Origin of the sequence: Acidovorax sp. DW039 (assembly GCF_037101375.1) — a bacterium.
GTDB lineage: Bacteria > Pseudomonadota > Gammaproteobacteria > Burkholderiales > Burkholderiaceae_C > Acidovorax.
In genome coordinates, this window is the sequence record NZ_AP029019.1 from 1,703,702 (window position 1) to 1,722,721 (window position 19,020).

Genomic DNA, 19,020 nt, shown 5'->3' on the forward strand with positions numbered 1-19,020 from the left:
CCAAGGACACACCATGACGCAGAACGTGCTGCTCACCGGCTTTGAGCCGTTTGACAAAGACCCGCTCAACCCCTCGTGGGAAGTGGCCCGCGCGCTGGACGGCTGGCAGCCCGCTGCGAAGGGCGGTGCCTGCACCGTGCGCGCCGTGCAACTGCCCTGCGTTTTTGGCGATGCCATCGCCCGGCTGGATGAAGCCATGGCGCAATGGCAGCCCACGCTGGTGATCTGCCTGGGCCTGGCCGGTGGGCGCACCGAGATCACGCCCGAACGCGTGGCCATCAATGTGGACGATGCCCGCATCCCCGATAACGCCGGGCGCCAACCCGTGGACACCGCTGTGCAAGCAGGCGGGCCTGCTGCGTACTTCTCCACCTTGCCCATCAAGGCCATGGTGCGTGACATGCGGGCGGCAGGCGTGCCTGCGGCGGTGTCCAACACGGCAGGCACTTTTGTGTGCAATCACATCTTCTATGCGCTGATGCACCACCTGGCCGTGCGGGCTGGCAGTGCAGCAGGGACTGGCGCCGTGCGCGGAGGCTTTATCCATGTGCCTGCCTTGCCCGAACTGGCGGCGCTGCACCCCGGCATGCCCAGCATGGCCTTGGACACGCAGGTGCGTGGCTTGCAGTTGGCCATCGCAACCGCCCTGGCTGTGCAGGCCGATGTGCGCGAAGTGGGCGGTGCGCTGCACTGAGCCTGGGCGATCCTATTTTTGACCCTGCTGGCCGCACGCATGGCACGCACCCATGCATGTGACAGCACCCGGAGAACACGATGACAACAATGGACCTCAACAGCGACCTGGGCGAGAGCCTGGGTGCATGGACTATGGGCGATGACGCCGCCATGCTGGAGATTGTGAGCAGCGCCAATGTGGCCTGCGGCTTTCACGCAGGCGATCCCGTCGGCATTCTGCAAACCCTGCGCGCAGCGGCAGAACGCGGCGTGGTGGTGGGGGCACACGTGGCCTACCCCGACCTCAAGGGCTTTGGCCGCCGCAGCATGGATATCTCCAGCGCCGAGCTGGTGGCAGATGTGATCTACCAGATCGGCGCGCTGCAAGGGCTGGCGACAGCCGCAGGCACCACGGTGCGCTACGTCAAGCCGCACGGTGCGCTCTACAACACCATTGCGCATGATGCGCGGCAGGCCAAGGATGTGATCACGGCCCTCCGCACCCTCAACCCCGACCTGGCGCTGGTCGTTCTGGCGGGCTCGCCCTTGGTGCAATGGGCGCGTGACGCAGGCTTGCGCGTGGTGTCCGAAGCCTTTGCCGACCGCGCCTACACACCGCAGGGTGCCCTGGTGTCGCGCCGCGAAAAAGGTGCGGTGCTACATGACCCCGAAGTGATTGCCCAGCGCATGGTGCGCCTGGTGCGCGAAGGCACGATTGAGGCCATCGACGGCAGCACCGTGCGCATCGAGGCCGACTCGATCTGCGTGCACGGCGACAGCCCCGATGCCGTGGGCATTGCGCGAGAGCTGCGCAAGCGCTTCGAGGCCGATGGCATCAAGATCGCTTCGTTCATGGCCCCTTTCATGGCTTCGGCCCAGGGGTAAGGCGGCATGCGTTTTCTGCCCGTCACCCTCAATTCGCTGCTGGTTGAACTGGCCGATCTGGAAGAAACCCTGGCGCTGCTGGCATCGCTGCAGCGCGCCCCGCTGGCCGGAGTGGAAGAACTGGTGCCCGCGGCGCGGACCATCCTCGTGCGGTTTCGCCCCTCGGCCACCAGTGCTGCGGCACTGGTGCAGCAAATCGCGCAGCGCGACCTTTCGCAGCGCGCCGAGCGCAGCAGCACGCTCGTTGAAATACCCGTGCATTACAACGGTGAAGACTTGGCTGAGGTGGCGCAGATTCTGGGCATCACCACGGATGAATTGGTGCAGCGCCACACGGGCAGCGAGTACACCGTGGCCTTCACCGGCTTTGCCCCCGGCTTTGCGTACCTGAGCGGCGGGCACCCCAGCCTGAACGTGCCACGCCGCAGCACCCCGCGCACGCGCCTGCCTGCAGGCTCTGTGGGGCTGGCAGGCACCTTCAGCGGCGTGTACCCGCAAGCCAGCCCCGGTGGCTGGCAGATCATCGGCACCACGCCTGTGGCCATGTGGGACATCATCCGCGCGCAACCCGCCTTGCTGCAGCCGGGCTACCGCGTGCGCTTTGTGGATATTGCTACTAAATCAATAGCTGCTAGCGCTGATGCAGAAAGCGCTACAGGCCAAAAAGACCTCAAACTCTCTAGTCGCTCGCAGCACCACCTGGCCGCAGGGCAAACCGCGCTGCAGGTGCGCGCCACGGGCCTGCTCACCGTCTTCCAGGACCTGGGCCGCCACGGCCAGGCCGGGCAGGGCGTTTCGGCCTCCGGCGCCATGGACCAGGCTGCCCTCAAGGCCGCCAACCGCCTCGTGGGCAACGCCAGCAATTTGGCCGCGCTGGAGACCGTGGGTGGTGGCCTGCAACTGCGCAGCGTGGGCGAAAACGTGGTGGCCGTCACCGGTGCCGATGCCGTACTGACGCTGACCACGACCGACGGCCAGCGCTGGCCTGTGCCACGTTACGAACCTGTGGCCCTGGCCGATGGCGACATGCTGGCCGTGGGCCAACCCACCGCAGGTGCACGCTGCTACGTGGCCGTGCGCGGCGGCTTTGCCGAAGCACCTGTGATGGGCAGCTGCGCCACCGACACCCTGGCCCATGTCGGCCCCGCGCCCGTGGCCGTGGGCGACTGGCTGGCCGTGCGGCCCGCATCCGTTGCCAACGTGGTGGCCGCCCCCGAGCTGCCGCCTGCTGATTTACCCACGCTGGAGCAAGAAGTGGTGCTGGACGTGGTGATGGGTCCGCGCACCGACTGGTTCACCCCCGAAGCCATCGCCCGCTTTGCCGCGCAGCGCTGGCAGGTCACGCCCCAGTCCAACCGCGTGGGCCTGCGCCTGGCGGGCGAGGTGCCGCTGGACCGTGCCATCACTGGCGAACTGCCCAGCGAAGGCACGGCCCTCGGTGCCCTGCAGGTGCCGCCCAGCGGCCAGCCCGTACTGTTCCTGGCCGACCACCCGCTCACGGGCGGCTACCCGGTCATTGGCTGCGTGGCCCCGTACCACCTTGACCGCGCCGGGCAGATCCCTGTGGGCGCGTGGTTGCGGTTCAACCCGATTCAGCCGTTTGCAGAACTTGCGCCTTGATTGTTTGTGCCGTTGCTTGCACTTTCAAAGAACACCGGAACATTGATATGAAAAAAGTCTTGATTGCCAATCGTGGAGAAAGCGGCCGCTTGGCGGGCGCTTCTGCACATCGCAGTGCCTGCGCAGCAGGCGACGGCGATCTCGCCACCCTGTGCTGAGCAGAACATTGGAGCCTTGATATGAAAAAAGTTTTGATCGCCAACCGAGGCGAGATCGCCGTCCGCATCGCCCGCGCCTGTGCCGACTACGGCGTGCAGTCCGTCGCGGTGTATGCCAATGCCGACATCGACGCGCTGCACACCCGCATGGCCGATGAAGCCTATGGGCTGGATGGCGACCGCCCTGCGGACACCTACCTCAACGTCGAAAAGCTCCTGGCCATCGCCCAAAAAAGCGGTGCCGATGCGGTGCACCCCGGTTACGGCTTCCTCTCGGAAAACGCTGCCTTTGCCCAGGCCGTGATCGATGCCGGCTTGGCCTGGATTGGCCCTCGCCCGGCCACCATTGCCCAGCTGGGCGACAAGGTGGAGGCGCGCAAGATCGCCCTGAAGGTGGGCGCGCCGCTGGTGGTGGGCACGCCCGACCCGGTGAAGGACGCGAGCGAGGTGCTGGCCTTTGCCGAGCAAAACGGCCTGCCCATCATCATCAAGGCCGCGTTTGGCGGCGGCGGGCGCGGCATGAAGATTGCCTGGCGCATGGACGAAGTGGCCGAGCTCTATGAATCCGCCGTGCGCGAAGCCGTCACCGCCTTTGGCCGGGGCGAGTGCTTTGTGGAGCAGTTCCTCGACAAACCCCGCCACATCGAGGCCCAGGTGCTGGCCGACACGCATGGCAACGTCGTGGTGATGGGCACGCGGGATTGTTCGCTGCAGCGGCGCAACCAGAAGCTGGTGGAAGAAGCCCCCGCGCCTTTCATCACCGAAGCCCAGCGCGAACGCATCCACACCGCTGCACGCGACATTTGCGCCGCCGCAGGCTATGTGAGCGCAGGCACGGTGGAGTTTTTGCTGAGCCAGAGCGGCGCCATCTCGTTCCTGGAGGTGAACACCCGCCTACAGGTGGAGCACCCGGTAACGGAACAAACCACCGGCGTGGACCTGGTAGTGGAGCAACTGCGTGTGGCCGATGGCCTGCCGCTGTCCATCACGCAAACGCCCGCGCCGCTGGGCCACTCGTTCGAGTTCCGCATCAACGCCGAGGATGTCGGCCGGGGATTCTTGCCCACGCCCGGCCCAGTGCAGTGCTTTGATGCCCCCTCGGGCCCCGGCGTGCGGCTGGATACGGGCGTGCAGACCGGCTCCGTCGTGCCCGGTACGTTCGATTCGCTTATGGCCAAGCTCATCGTCACCGGCGCAACCCGCGAACAGGCCCTGGCCCGCGCCCGCCGTGCGTTGCGCGAATTTCAGATCGACGGCGTGGCCTCGGTGCTGCCCTTCCACCGCGCGGTCATCGACCACCCGGATTTTGTGGGAGCCGACGGCTTCAAGGTACACACCCGCTGGATCGAATCTGACTTTGCCACACCACTGGCCGCTGCCGTGCGGGCTGCGCCCGCAGCCGACACCAGCCTGCTGCGCACCGCCATCGAAATCGATGGCCGCCGCGTTCAGCTGGGTCTGCCCGCCGTGCTGCTGCAAGGCCTGGCGGCTGCAGGCGGGCAGGGGGCTGGTGTCGCCGCATCGGCAGAGGCTGCGGTGGATGCCGCCGCAGTCACTTCGCCTATCGCCGGCAACCTGCACGCCTGGAAGGTGGCCGATGGCGACACGGTGCAAGAGGGCGACGTGATTGCCGTGATGGAAGCCATGAAGATGGAGATGCAGGTGACAGCGCATCGCGCAGGGCGTGTCACCTTGGTGGCGGCTGCGGGCAGCGCCCAGGCGCTGGGTGCGGTCATTGCCCGCATCGCCTGAAAGACCTGGGCTCAGGTCTGGCTTGGTTCTGGCTCAGGCTTGAGGGCAGGCCACAAAGGCGGGCAGTTGCTCTGCCGCAGCAGAGTAGGCTGCCAGTGCAGGATGCTTGGACTCTGGCACGCACCCAGGTATCAGCAACTGCGTGAAGCTCCAGGCTACGGCGCAGGCGATTCGCCCGTGGGTGAGTGGCTCTGTGTCTGCTTGCATCGGCACGCGTTGCAGTTCGGCTTCCAGCAGTTCAAAGGCGGAATTGCGCTGGCGCTCGACACGTTCCAGCCAGGGGGCGTGCTGCTTCTCGGCGGGGCGCAGCTGCTGCTCATACACGGTTTGCACGGTTTTCTCGCAAGCGGCCAGAGCCAGCCCGGTCAGGCGCAGGTCGTGCAGTTGGTCTGCGCTGGCGCTGGATATCAAGCTGCGCCCGGTGTTCCCAGATCGCAGGGCACACCGTTCGATCCACTGCAGGATCAGGGTCGAGTCCATGAGTACCACCCCCTCGTCCGTAACGAGGGTAGGTGCTTTGACGATGGGGTTGGTGCGAGCAAAGTCATCGAACTGGCGAAACACCGACACGGGCTGGTGTTCGAAAGTGATATCCAGTGCGTGCAGGGCTACGGCGACGCGGCGGACGTAAGGTGAGTCGAGCATTCCAATGAGTTGCATGGCAGGGGTGTGTTGGGACAAAACAGAGCCTCAGCGTAGACACGCTGCCCCGTGCTGTACAGGGTCAGTCATCGGAATGGAGGGGCCTAAACCGATGGGGCATTGGCTCAATCCACGGCGGCCTGGAAAACAATAGAGGCTGCCTGCTCTTCAACCGTCTTTCCTAGCGCACACCATGACACTCGACAAAAAAGACTGGCTCATCCTTCAGGCCCTGCAGACCGATGCGCGCCAAAGCCTGGCAGCGCTGGGCAAGCGCATCGGCCTCTCTCAGCCCGCCATGAGTGAGCGCGTGCGAAAGCTGGAAGAGGCTGGAGTGATCGAGGGCTACAGCGCCCGCGTCAACTTGCGTGCGATTGGCGTCGGGCTGGTCGCCATCATCCGCGTGCAGACCGACCACCGCGGCATTGCGCCGTACGTTGCATTGTTTGAAAGCATGCCTGAGGTGCTCTCTGCCGACCGTGTCACTGGAGAGGACTGCTTCATTGTGCGTTGCGCTATTCCTGCGCCGTCTGATCTGGAGAGGGTGGTGGATGCGCTGGCCCAGTACGGGGCTGTCACCACGTCGCTGGTCCTCTCCAGTCCTGTGCACAAGCATGTAACAGTGGAGACCCTGGCGATGCCTGAACGTTGATCGCAGCGTTGTATCCGTCTCCGCCTGCAACTTGCATCAAAGGGCCATCTTGGGTGGATAGGGGCTGCGCACGGGTCTGCACCTCTTTGGGGCTTTCGCCATTAAAAGACCTTGGGTTGGCACCATTTGGGTGCCAAACTGGGTTCGCATCAGTTCCTCCTGGAAAATCGCACCAATGGGGCTCCCAATTTCCTGATTTAGATCGCAATTCCGTTTAAAGCCGGGGTATCACCCTCTAACTTTTCGGTTGACATTGGCCCGCTCTGGCATATCGTCCCATGTTTACAAATGTATCAAGGGACAAGAGATGGGGGCTACGAGCTACGGCTTGACGGATTTGAAGGACATTGCCAGCGGCGCCGCAATTCTGGCGAGCGGTGGCGGGGGTAGTTTCAGTGATGCTTGCGCCATCCTGGCGGAGCTGGCGGCCCAGCCGGGGCCGGTCAATGTCCCAGTGCAGGACTACGATGGCAGCACCAATGCCTGTGTGCTCGCCATCATGGGCTCGCCCGACGCTGCCGAAGGGCTGACGCTTTCGACCATCACCCAGTCGGTGCAGAACACCGTGAATGTGATGCAGGCGACTCTGGGCGCATCCCTTGGGGCTTTTGTGCCGGTGGAGATCGGCCCGATCAATTCGCTGGTGCCTTTGCTGGGAGCCATGCTCTACCCCGGTGCTGTGTGGGTGGTAGACGGCGACGGCGCTGGCCGCGCTGTGCCCCAGCTGCCCCAAACCACTTTTACCGGCAACCCCGCTCTCGCTCCTTGCCCAGCGGCCCTGGCCAGTGATGCTGCCACGCAGGCAGATGTGCAATCTGCGGTGCTCGGCGCTACGACGGCTGCGCAGGTGGAGTCTTTGGCAGGCGGCGTGGTGGGCGGGTTTGGTGGCTATTCGGGCATTGCCATGTGGCCATCTGTGCAGGGCAACGGGTTTGCCCTGTCTGGTAGCTACATCCCCGGCACCCTGGGCCAGGCCCGTGCCCTGGGTGAATTTTTGCGCAACGCTGCTGTGCCGCCGCCCACCCAGGCGGTGGCCGATGCCATCCAGATGATCACCCAGCGCGCAAGCTGGCCGGTGGTGACCAATTTCTACATCACCAGCGTGACGCAGAGCACAACCGCTGCATCCCTGGACACGGGCATCGTGCGGCTGGACAACCACCCTGATCCCGCCCAGAGCACAGAGACGCACACCATCTATACGCTGAACGAGAGTCTCATCATGTACTCCTCGCTCTCGCAAAAGCCGGATGTGATTGCGCCGGATTCGATCTGCTACTACTCGGAGGGCACAGGGCAGGGCTTCTCGAACGCGAGCAGCGATCTGCAGCCCTACTACGATACGGTGAAGGGCTGCAGCACCGGTGTGCCGGTGAGTGTGCTGGCTGTGCAGGCCGCGCCCCAGCTGTATGGAACGCCGGGTGTCGTGGCCTCGTTTGCAACGCTGTTGCGCAGCCTGGGCTACGCAGGGGCCATGCCGCAAATGTGACCGCATGGAGTTTGCCAAGCCGCCTGGCGGCCCCCCTCACCCGGACGCTGCCTCTCACCCAGAGGCGGCCTTCTCTGCCGAACATGCTGCTCCTGCTGATCCAGGTGCATCTGCGTCGGCGCTACCCCACAACGATGAGGCTGAGCTCAACAAGGACCGGTTGGAGCTGGCCCTGGAGGCTGCCGGACTGGATTTGTGGGAGAACGATCTGGTAACAGGCGCAGTCACCCGCAAGGCCACCAAGACGTTTACCGAACTGGGATTCACGCTTGATGAGATGGCATCAGCGGTGCCCGATATCTACGACCTATTCCATCCCGACGATGTGGAAGTGGTGCGCCAGGCGGTGCACGACCACCTCGGCGGGGTCACGCCACAGTACCGATGCGAATTCCGCTTGCGCTCCAAGCAGGGTGAGTGGGTGTGGTTTGCCAACTATGGCCGCATCATGGACACGCACACCAGCACGCCTGGACGGCGGTTGATTGGTGTGACCTTCAACATCCATGACCGCAAACAGCGTGAGCAGGAAATTGCTCAGATCAATCAGCAACTGCGCGAGCAGAACGCGCTGCTGCAGAAACTCAACGCCGAGTTGGAGAGATTGGCGTCGAAAGATGCCTTGACTGGCCTTGCCAACCGACGCTCTTTGATGGAGCAGGGCCACAACGAATGCCGACGGGCAAGGCGCTTCGGTCATCCGCTGTCAGTCTTGGTGGTGGATATCGATCTCTTCAAATCCGTCAATGACACCTGGGGTCACCTGATCGGGGACCGCATGATTTGCGCCGTGGCGCAGGTATGCCAGACGCGCAAGCGCGCAGGCGTGGATATCGTGGCGCGGTTTGGCGGCGAAGAGTTCGTGATCGTGTTGCCCGAAACCGACGGGCCCAGTGCGTTGCGCGCGGCCGAGTCGCTGCGTGCCGAGGTGGAGGCGATGAGCGTTCCCATCAACGATGAAGAGTTGCGCCTTGCCGTCACTGTGAGTATTGGCGTGGCCACCAGCATGCCAGACGACCCGCAGGAATTCGAAACCTTGGTCAACCGTGCCGATCACGCGCTGTACAGAGCCAAGGGCACCGGGCGCAACACGGTGTACTGCGCTGATGATGGAAACCTGCCTCTGTTTGATGCAGGATGAGTGGAGCTGGGTGCAGCCCGGTAAGGCTCCCTTGGGCTGTCGGGCTTCTCAGGTGCGATACGAGCCGGTGGCTCCGAGAGTCCACTTAATCGGAGTTCTGGTTCGCCAATTCAGCCAGCTCGGCCAATCTGGCTTGTATGGCTGAGTGGTAGTGGGGCTCCGCTAAACCGGGCTGCAGCAACTCGCGCAACAGAGCGGCACTGTTGCAGTACCAAATGGGTTCAAAGCCGCCGAATCTGAGGTCCACCACCATTTTTCGGCACACCGCTTCACTCAGGTGCCGGTTGGTTTTGAGCGCTGCCAGCAGGTCCCAGCGGGCCGTGTGCGCAGGAGGTATGGCATCAAGGTCCTTCACCAGCATGAGCTGTATCAGCGGATTGCGGGTGTGTGCGGCCACCAGTTGCATTCGCGTAAAGGCCTGCTTTTCCTGCGTGGTGAATGAATCCTGATAGTCCTCTGATGGCCCGCTGCCATGTGCCACCAGCTGCGCAATATCGCGGTGGGCTGTGTCCAGCGCCTCGGTCGTCAGAAATTCCTCTACCGTGGCTTTGGGCGAGGTATGGAACAACGCAATCAGCGCGTTGTTGGAAGTCTCCAGATCTTCATCCCGAGCGAGGGCCTGGAGTACCTCTGGTCCTGCGAGCAGTTTTCGGGCGACCGCTCTGCGCACGGCCTTGCTGCTGTCGGTTGCCAGCAAACGCAAAAGCTCCGCATCTATGGTGCTGTCGGCCACCCGCTTGCGCTGGCTACTGTCCAGCCCCAGCACGTTTTCATGGCCTGCCTTGATGGCCTGTTGGGGGTTGAAGGCCGGTTTGGGTGTGGATGGCTTGGCTCGCTGTGCCGTAAGGTGCTGGGCCACCGCGGCTTCGATCACGGCATCGTTTACCTGCACGGATGGAAAGCGCTCAGCCAGGTTTCTTCGTGCCGCCCGGCTGACTTCGTCATGCTTGTCGTGCAACAGGCTCAGCAGCACGTCACTGCTGGCATGGCGGGATGTCGCCAGGTGCAGTCGTTCTGCCTTGCGGGGGCTGTTCACAAAAAAGCGTGTGATCGTTGAGGAGGTGTTGGCGTGCATCCCGATGATCTTGCGCAGCATGGCATCGTCGCGGATCAGCATGTCCTCCAGCACATCGGCGGGGCACTGGCGGTGTTTGGCCAGAAGCCGCATGGAGTCAGGCACCAGCTCCTTGGCATAAGCATCCTTCCTGCTTTGCCAGATGAAACGCAACTGCTCTTGCGTCAGCAGCTTGTTCAGGACCAGCGACTGCTCCCAGGGGAAGAACCACAAGCGGTCCAGGCCAGTGGTCACCTTTGGTGAGCGGAGCAGCGCAAAGATGAAGTCCAGCAGCACCGGGTCTTTGCTCTTTTTGACGGTGGTTTCCAGCTCCAGCAGCGCATGGGCCATGCGCAACGGACTGTCTGCGCTGGCGGCAGCCTTTTGTGCGGTCTCCGGTGTCAGCTTGCCTGCCAGGGCTGCCTGCAAAAGTGGGAGGTCTTTTTCTCCTAATCCATTGACAGAGCGCATGAAGCGGCGACGTTCCTCGCTCTCGCTGAAGTAGCGATCCATGCCCTTGAAAAGCGCTTCCAGTACGGCGAGTTCTTCGTGGCTGGGCGGGGCGTCAGTGGTGTTCACGGCTAGGGTCCAAGGGTGGAGGATGACGCTGGGAACTATACGTGCCTGATTGCAGGGGGCGATGGACAAGTTGTCCAGTCTTCTTTGATACGGGGCAAATGGGGGTTGCCCGTTGAAGATGCTTTGAACGGCGTCGAAAGAGCGCAGAGCGCTCTATTTTTTATAGTGGTGGAGGCTGCTGTCTGAGCCCCATGCACCACAGCATGATCAATGCAGCAGTCACAGCGCACGCCATGATGAATGCATGAGGCTGCCGAACTGCCAAGGTGTGCTCCTGCCGAGCCGCCACGACGAAAAGACCGTGAGAGGGTGCTGGACTGCGCGGCACCTGGGCAATGGTGCGACCGTATGCATCAATATGCTGGTGGTCGCCATCTGTGTTGACGCGCACGATATCTCGGCCCGTCTCTACAGCGCGCAGGCGCGCAAACTGGGCAAACTGGTACGCATAGAGCCCTGCTTGCGCATCCTCATCGTTGGTTTGCCAGACTGCGAGTTGCGCGCCATTGCGCACCCGCTGCGCCAAGGTTGCGGGGAAAAGAATTTCAAAACAGAGCAGCGGCGCAATGGTGATAGTTCGCTCGGTGTTGCTGCTGCCCCGTAGTTGCGGGAGCATGGGTGGTGCTTCTTCGCCAGCGGTGAACCAATGGGCACGGCCGTGCTGTGCCAAGGGATGCAAGGCTGCAGCCAACCAGGGCATCGATTCGGTAGCGGGTAAAACTTCCTGAAATGGAACGAGATGCTCTTTCGGAATGAACAATGCGGGATCGGTGACCTTTTGCTCTGGTTGCAGCCATACACTGCCTGTACGTGCCTCGTACGGCGCTTCAATGGCACGGGAAAATGCGGTGTGCGCCAGCTCTGATCCGTACATACGGAATTGCGTGCCCACCAACAACAAAGGTGTCTGCCATTGCGCCACGCTTTGCTGCAAAGTTCGGCGCATGCTTGGCATGTTGGGCATTCCTGGTACGTTGACACCTTCTGGCCAGACCAGTATGTCGGGCGACTGCGCGATGGCGGCCTCGCTGGCGCGGAGAGCCAAAGGAATGCGATCAGTGCCCGGTTCGGGAAGCCCTGAGCCGATCACGCCCACCCGCACGCTGTTGGATGGTTTCACCGCAGTCTGATCTGATTTCGCCACGCGCCAAGCACCATACGTCCAAGGCAGAGCAATCACTCCTGCTACCAGTAACCCGCTGGCAAGCGCTTTGCGGTAGGAGTTCCGTTGACGCCAAGCCCAGTACATCAGGGTGTTGATCAGCAGCAGCCAGCCCGTGAGGCCCCACATGCCTGTGGCGTGAATGAACTGAATCTCTGCAATCAACCGGGCCTGCGACGCACCCAGTGCCCACCAAGGCGCGTTGGTGGCCAGCAGGGTGGTTTGCGCCCACTCCAGCACCACCCCCATCGGGACCCACACTGACAGCGCCCAGCCCGTGGTGAAATGCCTGCGTAGCAGCACATAGCTGGCAGGTAGCAGCCACATACCGATGGCGTTGACCAGCAGCGCACCAACCCAGGGCCCCAGCAGCACCATGAGAGGAAGCACTTGGGTGACTTGATAGGTGAGTGCGAATACAAAACAGCACCACCATGGGTGCTGACGACGCTCCAGCGCGATCAGCAGAGGTACCAGAGCGCACCAAGCCAGGGGCTCAAGAAAAAGGCCTTCCCATCGGGGGAAGGCCAAGGCGCAGATCAAACCTGCGGTCGCGGCTAGAGTCCAGCCAGACGAGAAAGCCCGCAGACCGAGCTTTCGATCAGTACCCGTTGGGGTTGGTGCACTTATTGACGCAGATATCGCGTTCATTGCCGGTGAGACCAAACATGCTGCAGTAGGTGTTGCAACACAGCGGATTTTTGACTCCGCACACTGAACGCATGCAGTTCATGCTGATACTCAATGCCGTGTTGTAGTTGGGGTATACCGACTTGCCCGCTGCCAACCATGTCTCCAGGCTGCGGATGGCTCCGGTGTCCCGATGGGGTTCAAAGCACGAAGCCAGCTGGGTCTTGAAGGCAGGCTCTGAGGGACTGGAAGCCATGACTGATCCCCCCCAGAAGGTGGCGCTGAATGCAATGAGTAGGCAGATGAATCGCTGAAGCATGGAGAGTCTCACTCAGTTGGGATGGTTTATTGCGCGGCCACTGAAGTGGTGTAGGTATTCGCACCTGTGTAGCTCAAACGCAGGGTGGACTTGTCGGGGGCGCTGATGAGCACCTGACCCGCCGCGACATCGCTGAATTCGTCAGTGCTGGTGAATAACAGGGGGCTTTCGGTGACGTACTGGAAACGTGTCAACGGCAGCTGGCGGCTACCCATGGTCCCTTCAGCTCGGACGGTTCCCGCGAGTTGCATGCCGTTTTTCAGGTCGATGGTGGCTTTAAATCCCTCTCCCGCCAACACGTAGTCTCGGTTATTACCTTGGTAGTGGACTTGGTAGTTCATATCTTTGAAGTGATAGCCCTGTGCGTTGCTACCGAACCAGAAAGCGCTGGTGATGGTCTCGCGGTTCGTCTCCAAGCCGTCCACGGTCAGGTAACGGGTGACCGTTTCTTCTTCGGTGCGATATGCAATATCCATCGTCGCATCGGTCAGAAAGGTGTAGCGCACAGTTCCCCCGAGGCTGGTGAGCAGACGTATACCTGGCATGAGCTCTTCGCCATCATCAAAACGGCAGTCGCTGAACTCAATGATGTCCTGACCGTCCAGCTCGCGATAGCGGTAACTGCCTCCAGCGTCGCAGGCAGTTTCAGTCACAGTGTCCTTGGTTGCGGTACCGCCGGACTTGAGTTGCTGATGCTTCTGTACCAGCGCATAGGCTGCGGCGTAGACCCGCTTGCTTTTTGCCATGGGCAGCTCATCCACATTGATGGCAATACCAAGAGCCATGTAAGGCGTTTGCACGGCGGTCTGCTCGGCCAGAGAGTAATCCTTGGCAGAAATTTGTGGGGCGGATGTCCCGCCACCACCACAGCCCCCTATCGTGATAGCAAGTGCCGCAGGGGTCAGCAGGTACGCAAAGCGGAAGAGGCTAGGCTTTTTCATCGTTGTGTGGTGAGTTTTGTATGCGCTTCCCGACGGATCCCCTCCCTCGGTAGCGGCGCGGAATTTACGACAAGCATTCGGGCTCGTCCAGAAAAATATGGCATTGCATATTTCGAGCATTGGCGGCCGCTTTTCAGTGCCGAGTGAATGCCCGGCATACGCCACCCGGCGTATTTCCCGAAACGGGGGGGCTCTCCAGAATCAACCCCATCGCACCACACAACCCTCGGGATGCCTTCCGAGGGCAGGGCGAAGCGGTTTGACCCCTTACCTACCGGAGAAGCTCACATGCAACGTCGTTATTCCCTCAAAGCCCTCGCTGCTGCCGCCGCGCTGGCCGGTCTGTCTGCACTGCCAGCCCACGCCCAGGACACGATCAAGGTCGGTATCCTGCACAGCCTCTCGGGCACCATGGCCATCTCCGAGACTGTGCTGAAAGACACCGTGCTGATGGCGATCGACGAGATCAATGCCAAGGGCGGCGTGCTGGGCAAGAAGCTGGAGCCCGTGGTGGTAGACCCAGCCTCCAACTGGCCGCTGTTTGCTGAAAAGACCAAGCAATTGCTGACCCAGGACAAGGTTGCCGTGATCTTCGGCTGCTGGACCAGCGTGTCCCGCAAGTCGGTGCTGCCTGTGGTGGAAGAGCTTAACGGCCTGCTGTTCTACCCCGTGCAGTACGAGGGTGAAGAACTGTCCAAGAACGTGTTCTACACCGGTGCTGCGCCCAACCAGCAAGCCATCCCTGCGGTGGATTACCTGATGAGCAAGGATGGCGGCAGCGCCAAGCGCTGGGTGCTGCTGGGTACGGACTATGTGTACCCCCGTACCACCAACAAGATCCTGCGCGCCTACCTCAAGAGCAAGGGCGTGAAGGACAGCGACATTGACGAGAAGTACACCCCCTTTGGTCACAGCGATTACCAGACCATCGTGGCCGACATCAAGAAGTTCAGCCAGGGCGGCAAGACGGCCGTAGTGTCCACCATCAACGGTGACTCCAACGTGCCGTTCTACAAGGAACTGGGCAACGCAGGTTTGAAGGCCAAGGACGTGCCGGTGGTGGCCTTCAGCGTGGGTGAAGAAGAACTGCGCGGCGTGGACACCAAGCCGCTGGTGGGCCACCTGGCCGCCTGGAACTACTTCCAGTCCATCAAGAACCCCGAAAACACCGCCTTCATCAAGAAGTGGAGCGACTACGCCAAGGCCAAGAACATTGCGGGCCACAAGGACAAGCCGCTTACCAACGACCCGATGGAAGCCACCTATATCGGCGTGAACATGTGGGCCCAGGCCGTGGCCAAGGCCAAGAGCACCGAAACCGACAAGGTGATTGCTGCGATGGCTGGCCAGACCTTCAAGGCTCCCTCGGGCATCGTCAGCAAGATGGACGAGAAGAACCACCATCTTCACAAGAGCGTGTTTATCGGCGAGATCAAGGCCGATGGCCAGTTCAACGTGGTGTGGAAGACCCCTGGCCCCGTCAAGGCCAAGCCATGGTCTCCCTACATTGAAGGCAACGACAAGAAGGCCGACGAGCCAGAGAAGAAGTAAGCACTCTGACGGTGCCCAAGAAGGGAGGGCGCGTGCGCCCTCCCTTTTTCTTTGTGTGATTGCCTGCACCCGCTGCAGGCCTATTGGATGGTTCTATGTTGCGATGTTTATTGGCCTTGTGGGTCAGTCTGCTATGGATGGCAGGCAGCGCCCACGCATTGACTGCTGAGCAGGCCCTGGCGATGGCCTCGGGCGAGACCGATGACCGCATTGCCGCCTTGCAGCAGGCGGCTGCCGACCCCAGCGAGCAGACCCGCGCCTTTTTGCAGGCGCTGGCGGACGATGCCGTGAAGGTGGCAGGCAACAAGGCTTTCATCGTGCAAGGCAACAAAGGCGTGGACCCGATCACGGGTGCCGAGGTGCCTGTGCCTGCAGATGCCGAAGACATCATCAACAACAACCGCATGCGCGGAGAGATCGATACGGCCCTGGCGGGCCTGGCGCTGTTTGGCAAGGATGAAGCCCAGCGCCTGGCCGCTGCCAAGGCCTTGGCCAAAGAGCCAGATGCCGCCCGCCTGCCGCTGCTGGACAAGGCGCTGGCGCAAGAGACTGCGCCTGCCATCAAAGCCCAGCTGGAACTGGCCCGCGCCGCCACGCTGCTGGGCAGCGAGGACCCCGCCCAGCGCCTGGCGGCCGCGCAGGCCCTGGCAAAGCACGCCACGCCCGAAACGCGCCTGCTGCTCAACGAGCGCCTGAACACCGAAGAAGACCCCAAGGTCAAAGGCGCACTGCGCGCCGCGCTGCAGGCCATGCAAGGCCAGCTGGCCTGGGGCGAGCGCCTGGGGGCTGCGTTCTCCGGCATCAGCCTGGGCTCCATCTTGCTGCTGGTGGCGCTGGGCCTGGCCATCACGTACGGCCTGATGGGCGTGATCAACATGGCCCATGGCGAGCTGATGATGATCGGCGCCTACACCACTTACGTGGTGCAGGGTGTGTTTCAGAAGTTCTTTCCCGGCGCGTTTGACTGGTATCTGGTCGCCGCCGTGCCGCTGGCCTTCTTCACCTCGGCCCTGGTTGGCGCGGTGCTGGAGCGCAGCGTGCTGCGCTTTCTGTACGGCCGCCCGCTGGAAACGCTGCTGGCCACCTGGGGTATCAGCCTGGTGCTGATGCAATTGGTGCGCACCATTTTTGGTGCGCAGAACGTGGGGGTGGAAAACCCCTCGTGGATGAGCGGTGGCGTGCAGGTGCTCTCCAACCTCACGCTGCCCTACAACCGGCTCGTCATCATCGGCTTTGCGATCGCGGTGCTGCTGGGCATGGGCTACCTGATTGCCCGCACGCGCCTGGGTTTGTTTGTGCGTGGCGTCACGCAAAACCGCCCCATTGCCTCGTGCATGGGCGTCAACACCGCGCGCATCGACACCATGGCCTTTGCGCTGGGTTCGGGCATTGCGGGCCTGGCGGGCTGCGCGCTGAGCCAGGTGGGCAACGTGGGTCCTGACCTGGGCCAGAGCTACATCGTCGATGCCTTCATGGTGGTGGTGCTGGGCGGTGTGGGCCAATTGGCGGGCACGGTGTATGCCGCGCTGGGGCTGGGCATTTTGAACAAGTTCCTTGAAGGCTGGGCGGGCGCAGTGCTGGCCAAGATTGCGGTGCTGGTGTTCATCATCATCTTCATCCAGAAGCGGCCCCAGGGCATCTTCGCGGTCAAAGGGCGCACGGCAGATTGAGTGGCCGCACGAGAACCATCATGACGACTCCATCTCCTACCTCTCTCCAACTGCCCGCACCCGCGCCGCTGCTCACGCGCGGTGGCTGGTCGGCCTTCATCGTGGCACTCATCGTGGTGTGCGCAGTGGCCCCCGTGCTCAACCTGTGGGTGCCTGCAGGCAGCATGTTCCACCTGTCGGACTACGCCGTGGCGCTGCTCGGCAAGATCATGTGCTACGCCATCTGCGCCCTGGCCATGGACTTGATCTGGGGCTACACCGGCATTTTGAGCCTGGGCCACGGCCTGTTCTTTGCGCTGGGCGGCTACGTGATGGGCATGTACCTCATGCGCCAGATTGGCCGCGATGGCAACTACAAGAGCGACCTACCGGACTTCATGGTGTTCCTGGACTGGAAGGAGCTGCCCTGGCACTGGGCCCTGTCCGACAGCTTCATCGCTACGCTGATTCTCATCGTGGCGGTGCCGGGTGTGATTGCCTTCGTGTTCGGCTACTTCGCCTTCCGCTCGCGCATCAAGGGCGTGTATTTCTCCATCATCACCCAGGCCATGACGTATGCGGCCATGCTGCTGTTCTTCCGCAACGAGACGGGCTTTGGCGGCAACAACGGGTTCACTGATTTCAAGCGCATTCTGGGCATGCCGATTGCCACGCAGAACATGCGCATGACGCTGTTTGTGCTCACCGGTCTGGCGTTGCTAGGCTTCTTTTTGCTGGCCCGCTGGTTGGTGCGCAGCAAGTTTGGCCGCGTGCTGCAGGCCGTGCGCGATGCGGAGAGCCGCGTCATGTTCTCGGGCTACTCACCGCTGCCCTACAAGCTCACCATCTGGACCATCAGCGCCATGATGTGCGGCGTGGCAGGCGCGCTGTATGTGCCGCAGGTCGGCATCATCAACCCCGGCGAGATGAGCGCTGCCAACTCCATCGAGATCGCTGTGTGGGCGGCAGTGGGCGGGCGTGCCACGCTGATCGGGCCCATCGTGGGTGCGTTCATCGTCAACGGGGCCAAGAGCTGGCTCACGGTGACGGCACCGGAGTTCTGGCTGTACTTTTTGGGCGCGCTGTTCATTGCCGTCACGCTGTTCTTGCCAAATGGCGTCGTGGGTCTCGTCAACAAGTTCAAAGCCAAGAAGGGAGACGCGCAATGACGCCCGATCTGATGGAAGAAGGTGCGCGCCGCGTGGAGCGGCTGCAGGCACCGGTGGTGGCAGGGCAGACCGAGTCGGGCGGGCGTGCGGCAGGCTTCTCGCGCATCGCCACGCCGGGTGAGGTGGATGTGACCCATGGCCGCATCCTGTACCTGGAAGATGTGCATGTGAGTTTTGACGGCTTCAAGGCCATCAATGGCCTGAACCTGGACATTGCCCCTGGCGAGCTGCGTTGCATCATCGGCCCCAACGGTGCGGGCAAGACCACGATGATGGACATCATCACCGGCAAGACGCGTCCGCAAAAGGGCTCGGTGTTTTTCGGCTCCACCATCGACCTGCTGCGCCACAACGAGCCCGAGATTGCCAGCCTGGGCATCGGCCGCAAGTTTCAAAAGCCCACGGTGTTCGAGCAGCTCACGGTGTTCGAGAACCTGGAGCTGGCGTTGAAGACCCACAAGGGCGTCAAGTCCAGCATGTTCTTCAAGCTGGACTCGGCGCAATCCGACCGTTTGGCCGAGGTGTTGCACACCATTCACCTGGCGGGCGGCGTCACGCGCCAGGCGGGCAACCTGAGCCACGGGCAAAAGCAGTGGCTTGAGATTGGCATGCTGCTGATGCAAGACCCCAAGCTGTTGCTGCTGGACGAGCCCGTGGCGGGCATGACGGACGACGAGACCGCGCGTACGGCCGAGCTGTTCCTCACCCTCAAGGGCAAGCACTCGCTGATGGTGGTGGAGCACGACATGGGCTTCATCCGCACCATCTCCGAGAAGGTGACGGTGCTGTGCGATGGCTCGGTGCTGGCCGAAGGCACGCTCGATCAGGTACAGGCAGATGAGCGGGTCATCGAGGTGTACCTGGGTCGCTGACTTGTTTTGCTATCAAAAACGTAGCTGCTTGCGCTTTATGAATAAGCGCTAGAGGCCTAAAAGCATAAATGGCTTGAATA

General features: G+C 62.3%; 16 protein-coding genes. 11 read left to right on the forward strand and 5 right to left on the reverse strand.

Annotated features, from left to right (window positions below):
* Nucleotides 1–13 precede the first annotated feature (13 nt).
* The 4 genes from pcp (at nt 14) to AACH87_RS07745 (ending at nt 5,090) form a co-directional block, all read left to right on the forward strand.
* Nucleotides 14–694: a pyroglutamyl-peptidase I gene (gene pcp, locus AACH87_RS07730; RefSeq protein WP_338798199.1), complete on the forward strand. Its 681-nt coding sequence runs from the start codon at nt 14–16 to the stop codon at nt 692–694.
* 80 nt (nt 695–774) lie between these two features.
* Nucleotides 775–1,560, forward strand: a complete 786-nt coding sequence (locus tag AACH87_RS07735; protein WP_338798200.1) for a 5-oxoprolinase subunit PxpA — start codon at nt 775–777, stop codon at nt 1,558–1,560.
* Between the two features lie 6 nt (nt 1,561–1,566).
* Nucleotides 1,567–3,180, forward strand: coding sequence for a 5-oxoprolinase subunit PxpB (gene pxpB / locus AACH87_RS07740; protein ID WP_338798201.1), 1,614 nt, complete (start codon nt 1,567–1,569; stop codon nt 3,178–3,180).
* A 179-nt stretch (nt 3,181–3,359) separates the two neighbouring features.
* Nucleotides 3,360–5,090, forward strand: coding sequence for a biotin carboxylase N-terminal domain-containing protein (locus AACH87_RS07745; protein WP_338798203.1), 1,731 nt, complete (start codon nt 3,360–3,362; stop codon nt 5,088–5,090).
* 33 nt (nt 5,091–5,123) lie between these two features.
* Here AACH87_RS07745 and AACH87_RS07750 read toward each other — a convergent pair whose 3' ends face one another.
* On the reverse strand, nt 5,124–5,750 hold the full coding sequence (locus tag AACH87_RS07750; RefSeq protein WP_338798204.1) for a glutathione S-transferase N-terminal domain-containing protein: 627 nt from the start codon (nt 5,748–5,750) through the stop codon (nt 5,124–5,126).
* 175 nt (nt 5,751–5,925) lie between these two features.
* Between AACH87_RS07750 and AACH87_RS07755 the strand changes: the two genes are divergently transcribed.
* The 3 genes from AACH87_RS07755 (at nt 5,926) to AACH87_RS07765 (ending at nt 9,014) form a co-directional block, all read left to right on the forward strand.
* A complete protein-coding gene (locus tag AACH87_RS07755; RefSeq protein ID WP_338798205.1) occupies nt 5,926–6,384 on the forward strand; it encodes an Lrp/AsnC family transcriptional regulator in 459 nt (152 codons plus the stop codon).
* A gap of 307 nt (nt 6,385–6,691) precedes the next feature.
* Complete coding sequence (locus tag AACH87_RS07760) at nt 6,692–7,873, forward strand: DUF917 family protein (protein ID WP_338798206.1); 1,182 nt, start codon at nt 6,692–6,694, stop codon at nt 7,871–7,873.
* A gap of 4 nt (nt 7,874–7,877) precedes the next feature.
* Nucleotides 7,878–9,014 carry a diguanylate cyclase gene (locus AACH87_RS07765; RefSeq protein ID WP_338798207.1) on the forward strand — a complete coding sequence of 379 codons (1,137 nt, stop codon included), beginning with the start codon at nt 7,878–7,880 and terminating at the stop codon, nt 9,012–9,014.
* A gap of 85 nt (nt 9,015–9,099) precedes the next feature.
* On the opposite strand, the gene AACH87_RS07770 is transcribed toward AACH87_RS07765, so the two are convergent.
* From AACH87_RS07770 to AACH87_RS07785, 4 genes are all read right to left on the reverse strand, one after another.
* Nucleotides 9,100–10,647: a hypothetical protein gene (locus AACH87_RS07770; protein ID WP_338798208.1), complete on the reverse strand. Its 1,548-nt coding sequence runs from the start codon at nt 10,645–10,647 to the stop codon at nt 9,100–9,102.
* A gap of 160 nt (nt 10,648–10,807) precedes the next feature.
* Complete coding sequence (locus AACH87_RS07775) at nt 10,808–12,460, reverse strand: hypothetical protein (protein ID WP_338798209.1); 1,653 nt, start codon at nt 12,458–12,460, stop codon at nt 10,808–10,810.
* Nucleotides 12,411–12,695 (reverse strand): hypothetical protein, encoded by a 285-nt coding sequence (locus AACH87_RS07780; protein ID WP_338798210.1) that lies wholly within the window; start codon nt 12,693–12,695, stop codon nt 12,411–12,413. The genes AACH87_RS07775 and AACH87_RS07780 overlap by 50 nt, the downstream gene beginning before the upstream one ends.
* A gap of 89 nt (nt 12,696–12,784) precedes the next feature.
* Entirely contained in the window at nt 12,785–13,699 is a 915-nt protein-coding gene (locus AACH87_RS07785) for a hypothetical protein (protein WP_338798211.1), read from the reverse strand.
* Between the two features lie 288 nt (nt 13,700–13,987).
* Between AACH87_RS07785 and urtA the strand changes: the two genes are divergently transcribed.
* The 4 genes from urtA to urtD all read left to right on the forward strand — a co-directional run bounded on the left by urtA (nt 13,988) and on the right by urtD (nt 18,940).
* Nucleotides 13,988–15,250, forward strand: a complete 1,263-nt coding sequence (gene urtA, locus AACH87_RS07790; protein WP_338798212.1) for an urea ABC transporter substrate-binding protein — start codon at nt 13,988–13,990, stop codon at nt 15,248–15,250.
* Between the two features lie 95 nt (nt 15,251–15,345).
* The gene (gene urtB / locus AACH87_RS07795; RefSeq protein WP_338798213.1) at nt 15,346–16,920 is read left to right on the forward strand and encodes an urea ABC transporter permease subunit UrtB; all 1,575 of its coding nucleotides are present in this window, start codon (nt 15,346–15,348) and stop codon (nt 16,918–16,920) included.
* Nucleotides 16,921–16,940: 20 nt separating this feature from the next.
* On the forward strand, nt 16,941–18,068 hold the full coding sequence (urtC, locus tag AACH87_RS07800; RefSeq protein WP_338798214.1) for an urea ABC transporter permease subunit UrtC: 1,128 nt from the start codon (nt 16,941–16,943) through the stop codon (nt 18,066–18,068).
* On the forward strand, nt 18,065–18,940 hold the full coding sequence (gene urtD, locus AACH87_RS07805; RefSeq protein WP_338798215.1) for an urea ABC transporter ATP-binding protein UrtD: 876 nt from the start codon (nt 18,065–18,067) through the stop codon (nt 18,938–18,940). The genes urtC and urtD overlap by 4 nt, the downstream gene beginning before the upstream one ends.
* Nucleotides 18,941–19,020: the final 80 nt, after the last annotated feature.

Excerpts from the sequence above, each read along its gene's own strand:
- pcp (WP_338798199.1), top strand. The coding sequence starts at position 14 with ATGACGCAGAACGTGCTGCTCACCGGCTTTGAGCCGTTTGACAAAGAC.
- AACH87_RS07735 (WP_338798200.1), top strand. The coding sequence starts at position 775 with ATGACAACAATGGACCTCAACAGCGACCTGGGCGAGAGCCTGGGTGCA.
- pxpB (WP_338798201.1), top strand. The coding sequence starts at position 1,567 with ATGCGTTTTCTGCCCGTCACCCTCAATTCGCTGCTGGTTGAACTGGCC.
- AACH87_RS07745 (WP_338798203.1), top strand. The coding sequence starts at position 3,360 with ATGAAAAAAGTTTTGATCGCCAACCGAGGCGAGATCGCCGTCCGCATC.
- AACH87_RS07750 (WP_338798204.1), bottom strand. The coding sequence starts at position 5,750 with ATGCAACTCATTGGAATGCTCGACTCACCTTACGTCCGCCGCGTCGCC.
- AACH87_RS07755 (WP_338798205.1), top strand. The coding sequence starts at position 5,926 with ATGACACTCGACAAAAAAGACTGGCTCATCCTTCAGGCCCTGCAGACC.
- AACH87_RS07760 (WP_338798206.1), top strand. The coding sequence starts at position 6,692 with ATGGGGGCTACGAGCTACGGCTTGACGGATTTGAAGGACATTGCCAGC.
- AACH87_RS07765 (WP_338798207.1), top strand. The coding sequence starts at position 7,878 with ATGGAGTTTGCCAAGCCGCCTGGCGGCCCCCCTCACCCGGACGCTGCC.
- AACH87_RS07775 (WP_338798209.1), bottom strand. The coding sequence starts at position 12,460 with ATGAACGCGATATCTGCGTCAATAAGTGCACCAACCCCAACGGGTACT.
- AACH87_RS07780 (WP_338798210.1), bottom strand. The coding sequence starts at position 12,695 with ATGGCTTCCAGTCCCTCAGAGCCTGCCTTCAAGACCCAGCTGGCTTCG.
- AACH87_RS07785 (WP_338798211.1), bottom strand. The coding sequence starts at position 13,699 with ATGAAAAAGCCTAGCCTCTTCCGCTTTGCGTACCTGCTGACCCCTGCG.
- urtA (WP_338798212.1), top strand. The coding sequence starts at position 13,988 with ATGCAACGTCGTTATTCCCTCAAAGCCCTCGCTGCTGCCGCCGCGCTG.
- urtB (WP_338798213.1), top strand. The coding sequence starts at position 15,346 with ATGTTGCGATGTTTATTGGCCTTGTGGGTCAGTCTGCTATGGATGGCA.
- urtC (WP_338798214.1), top strand. The coding sequence starts at position 16,941 with ATGACGACTCCATCTCCTACCTCTCTCCAACTGCCCGCACCCGCGCCG.
- urtD (WP_338798215.1), top strand. The coding sequence starts at position 18,065 with ATGACGCCCGATCTGATGGAAGAAGGTGCGCGCCGCGTGGAGCGGCTG.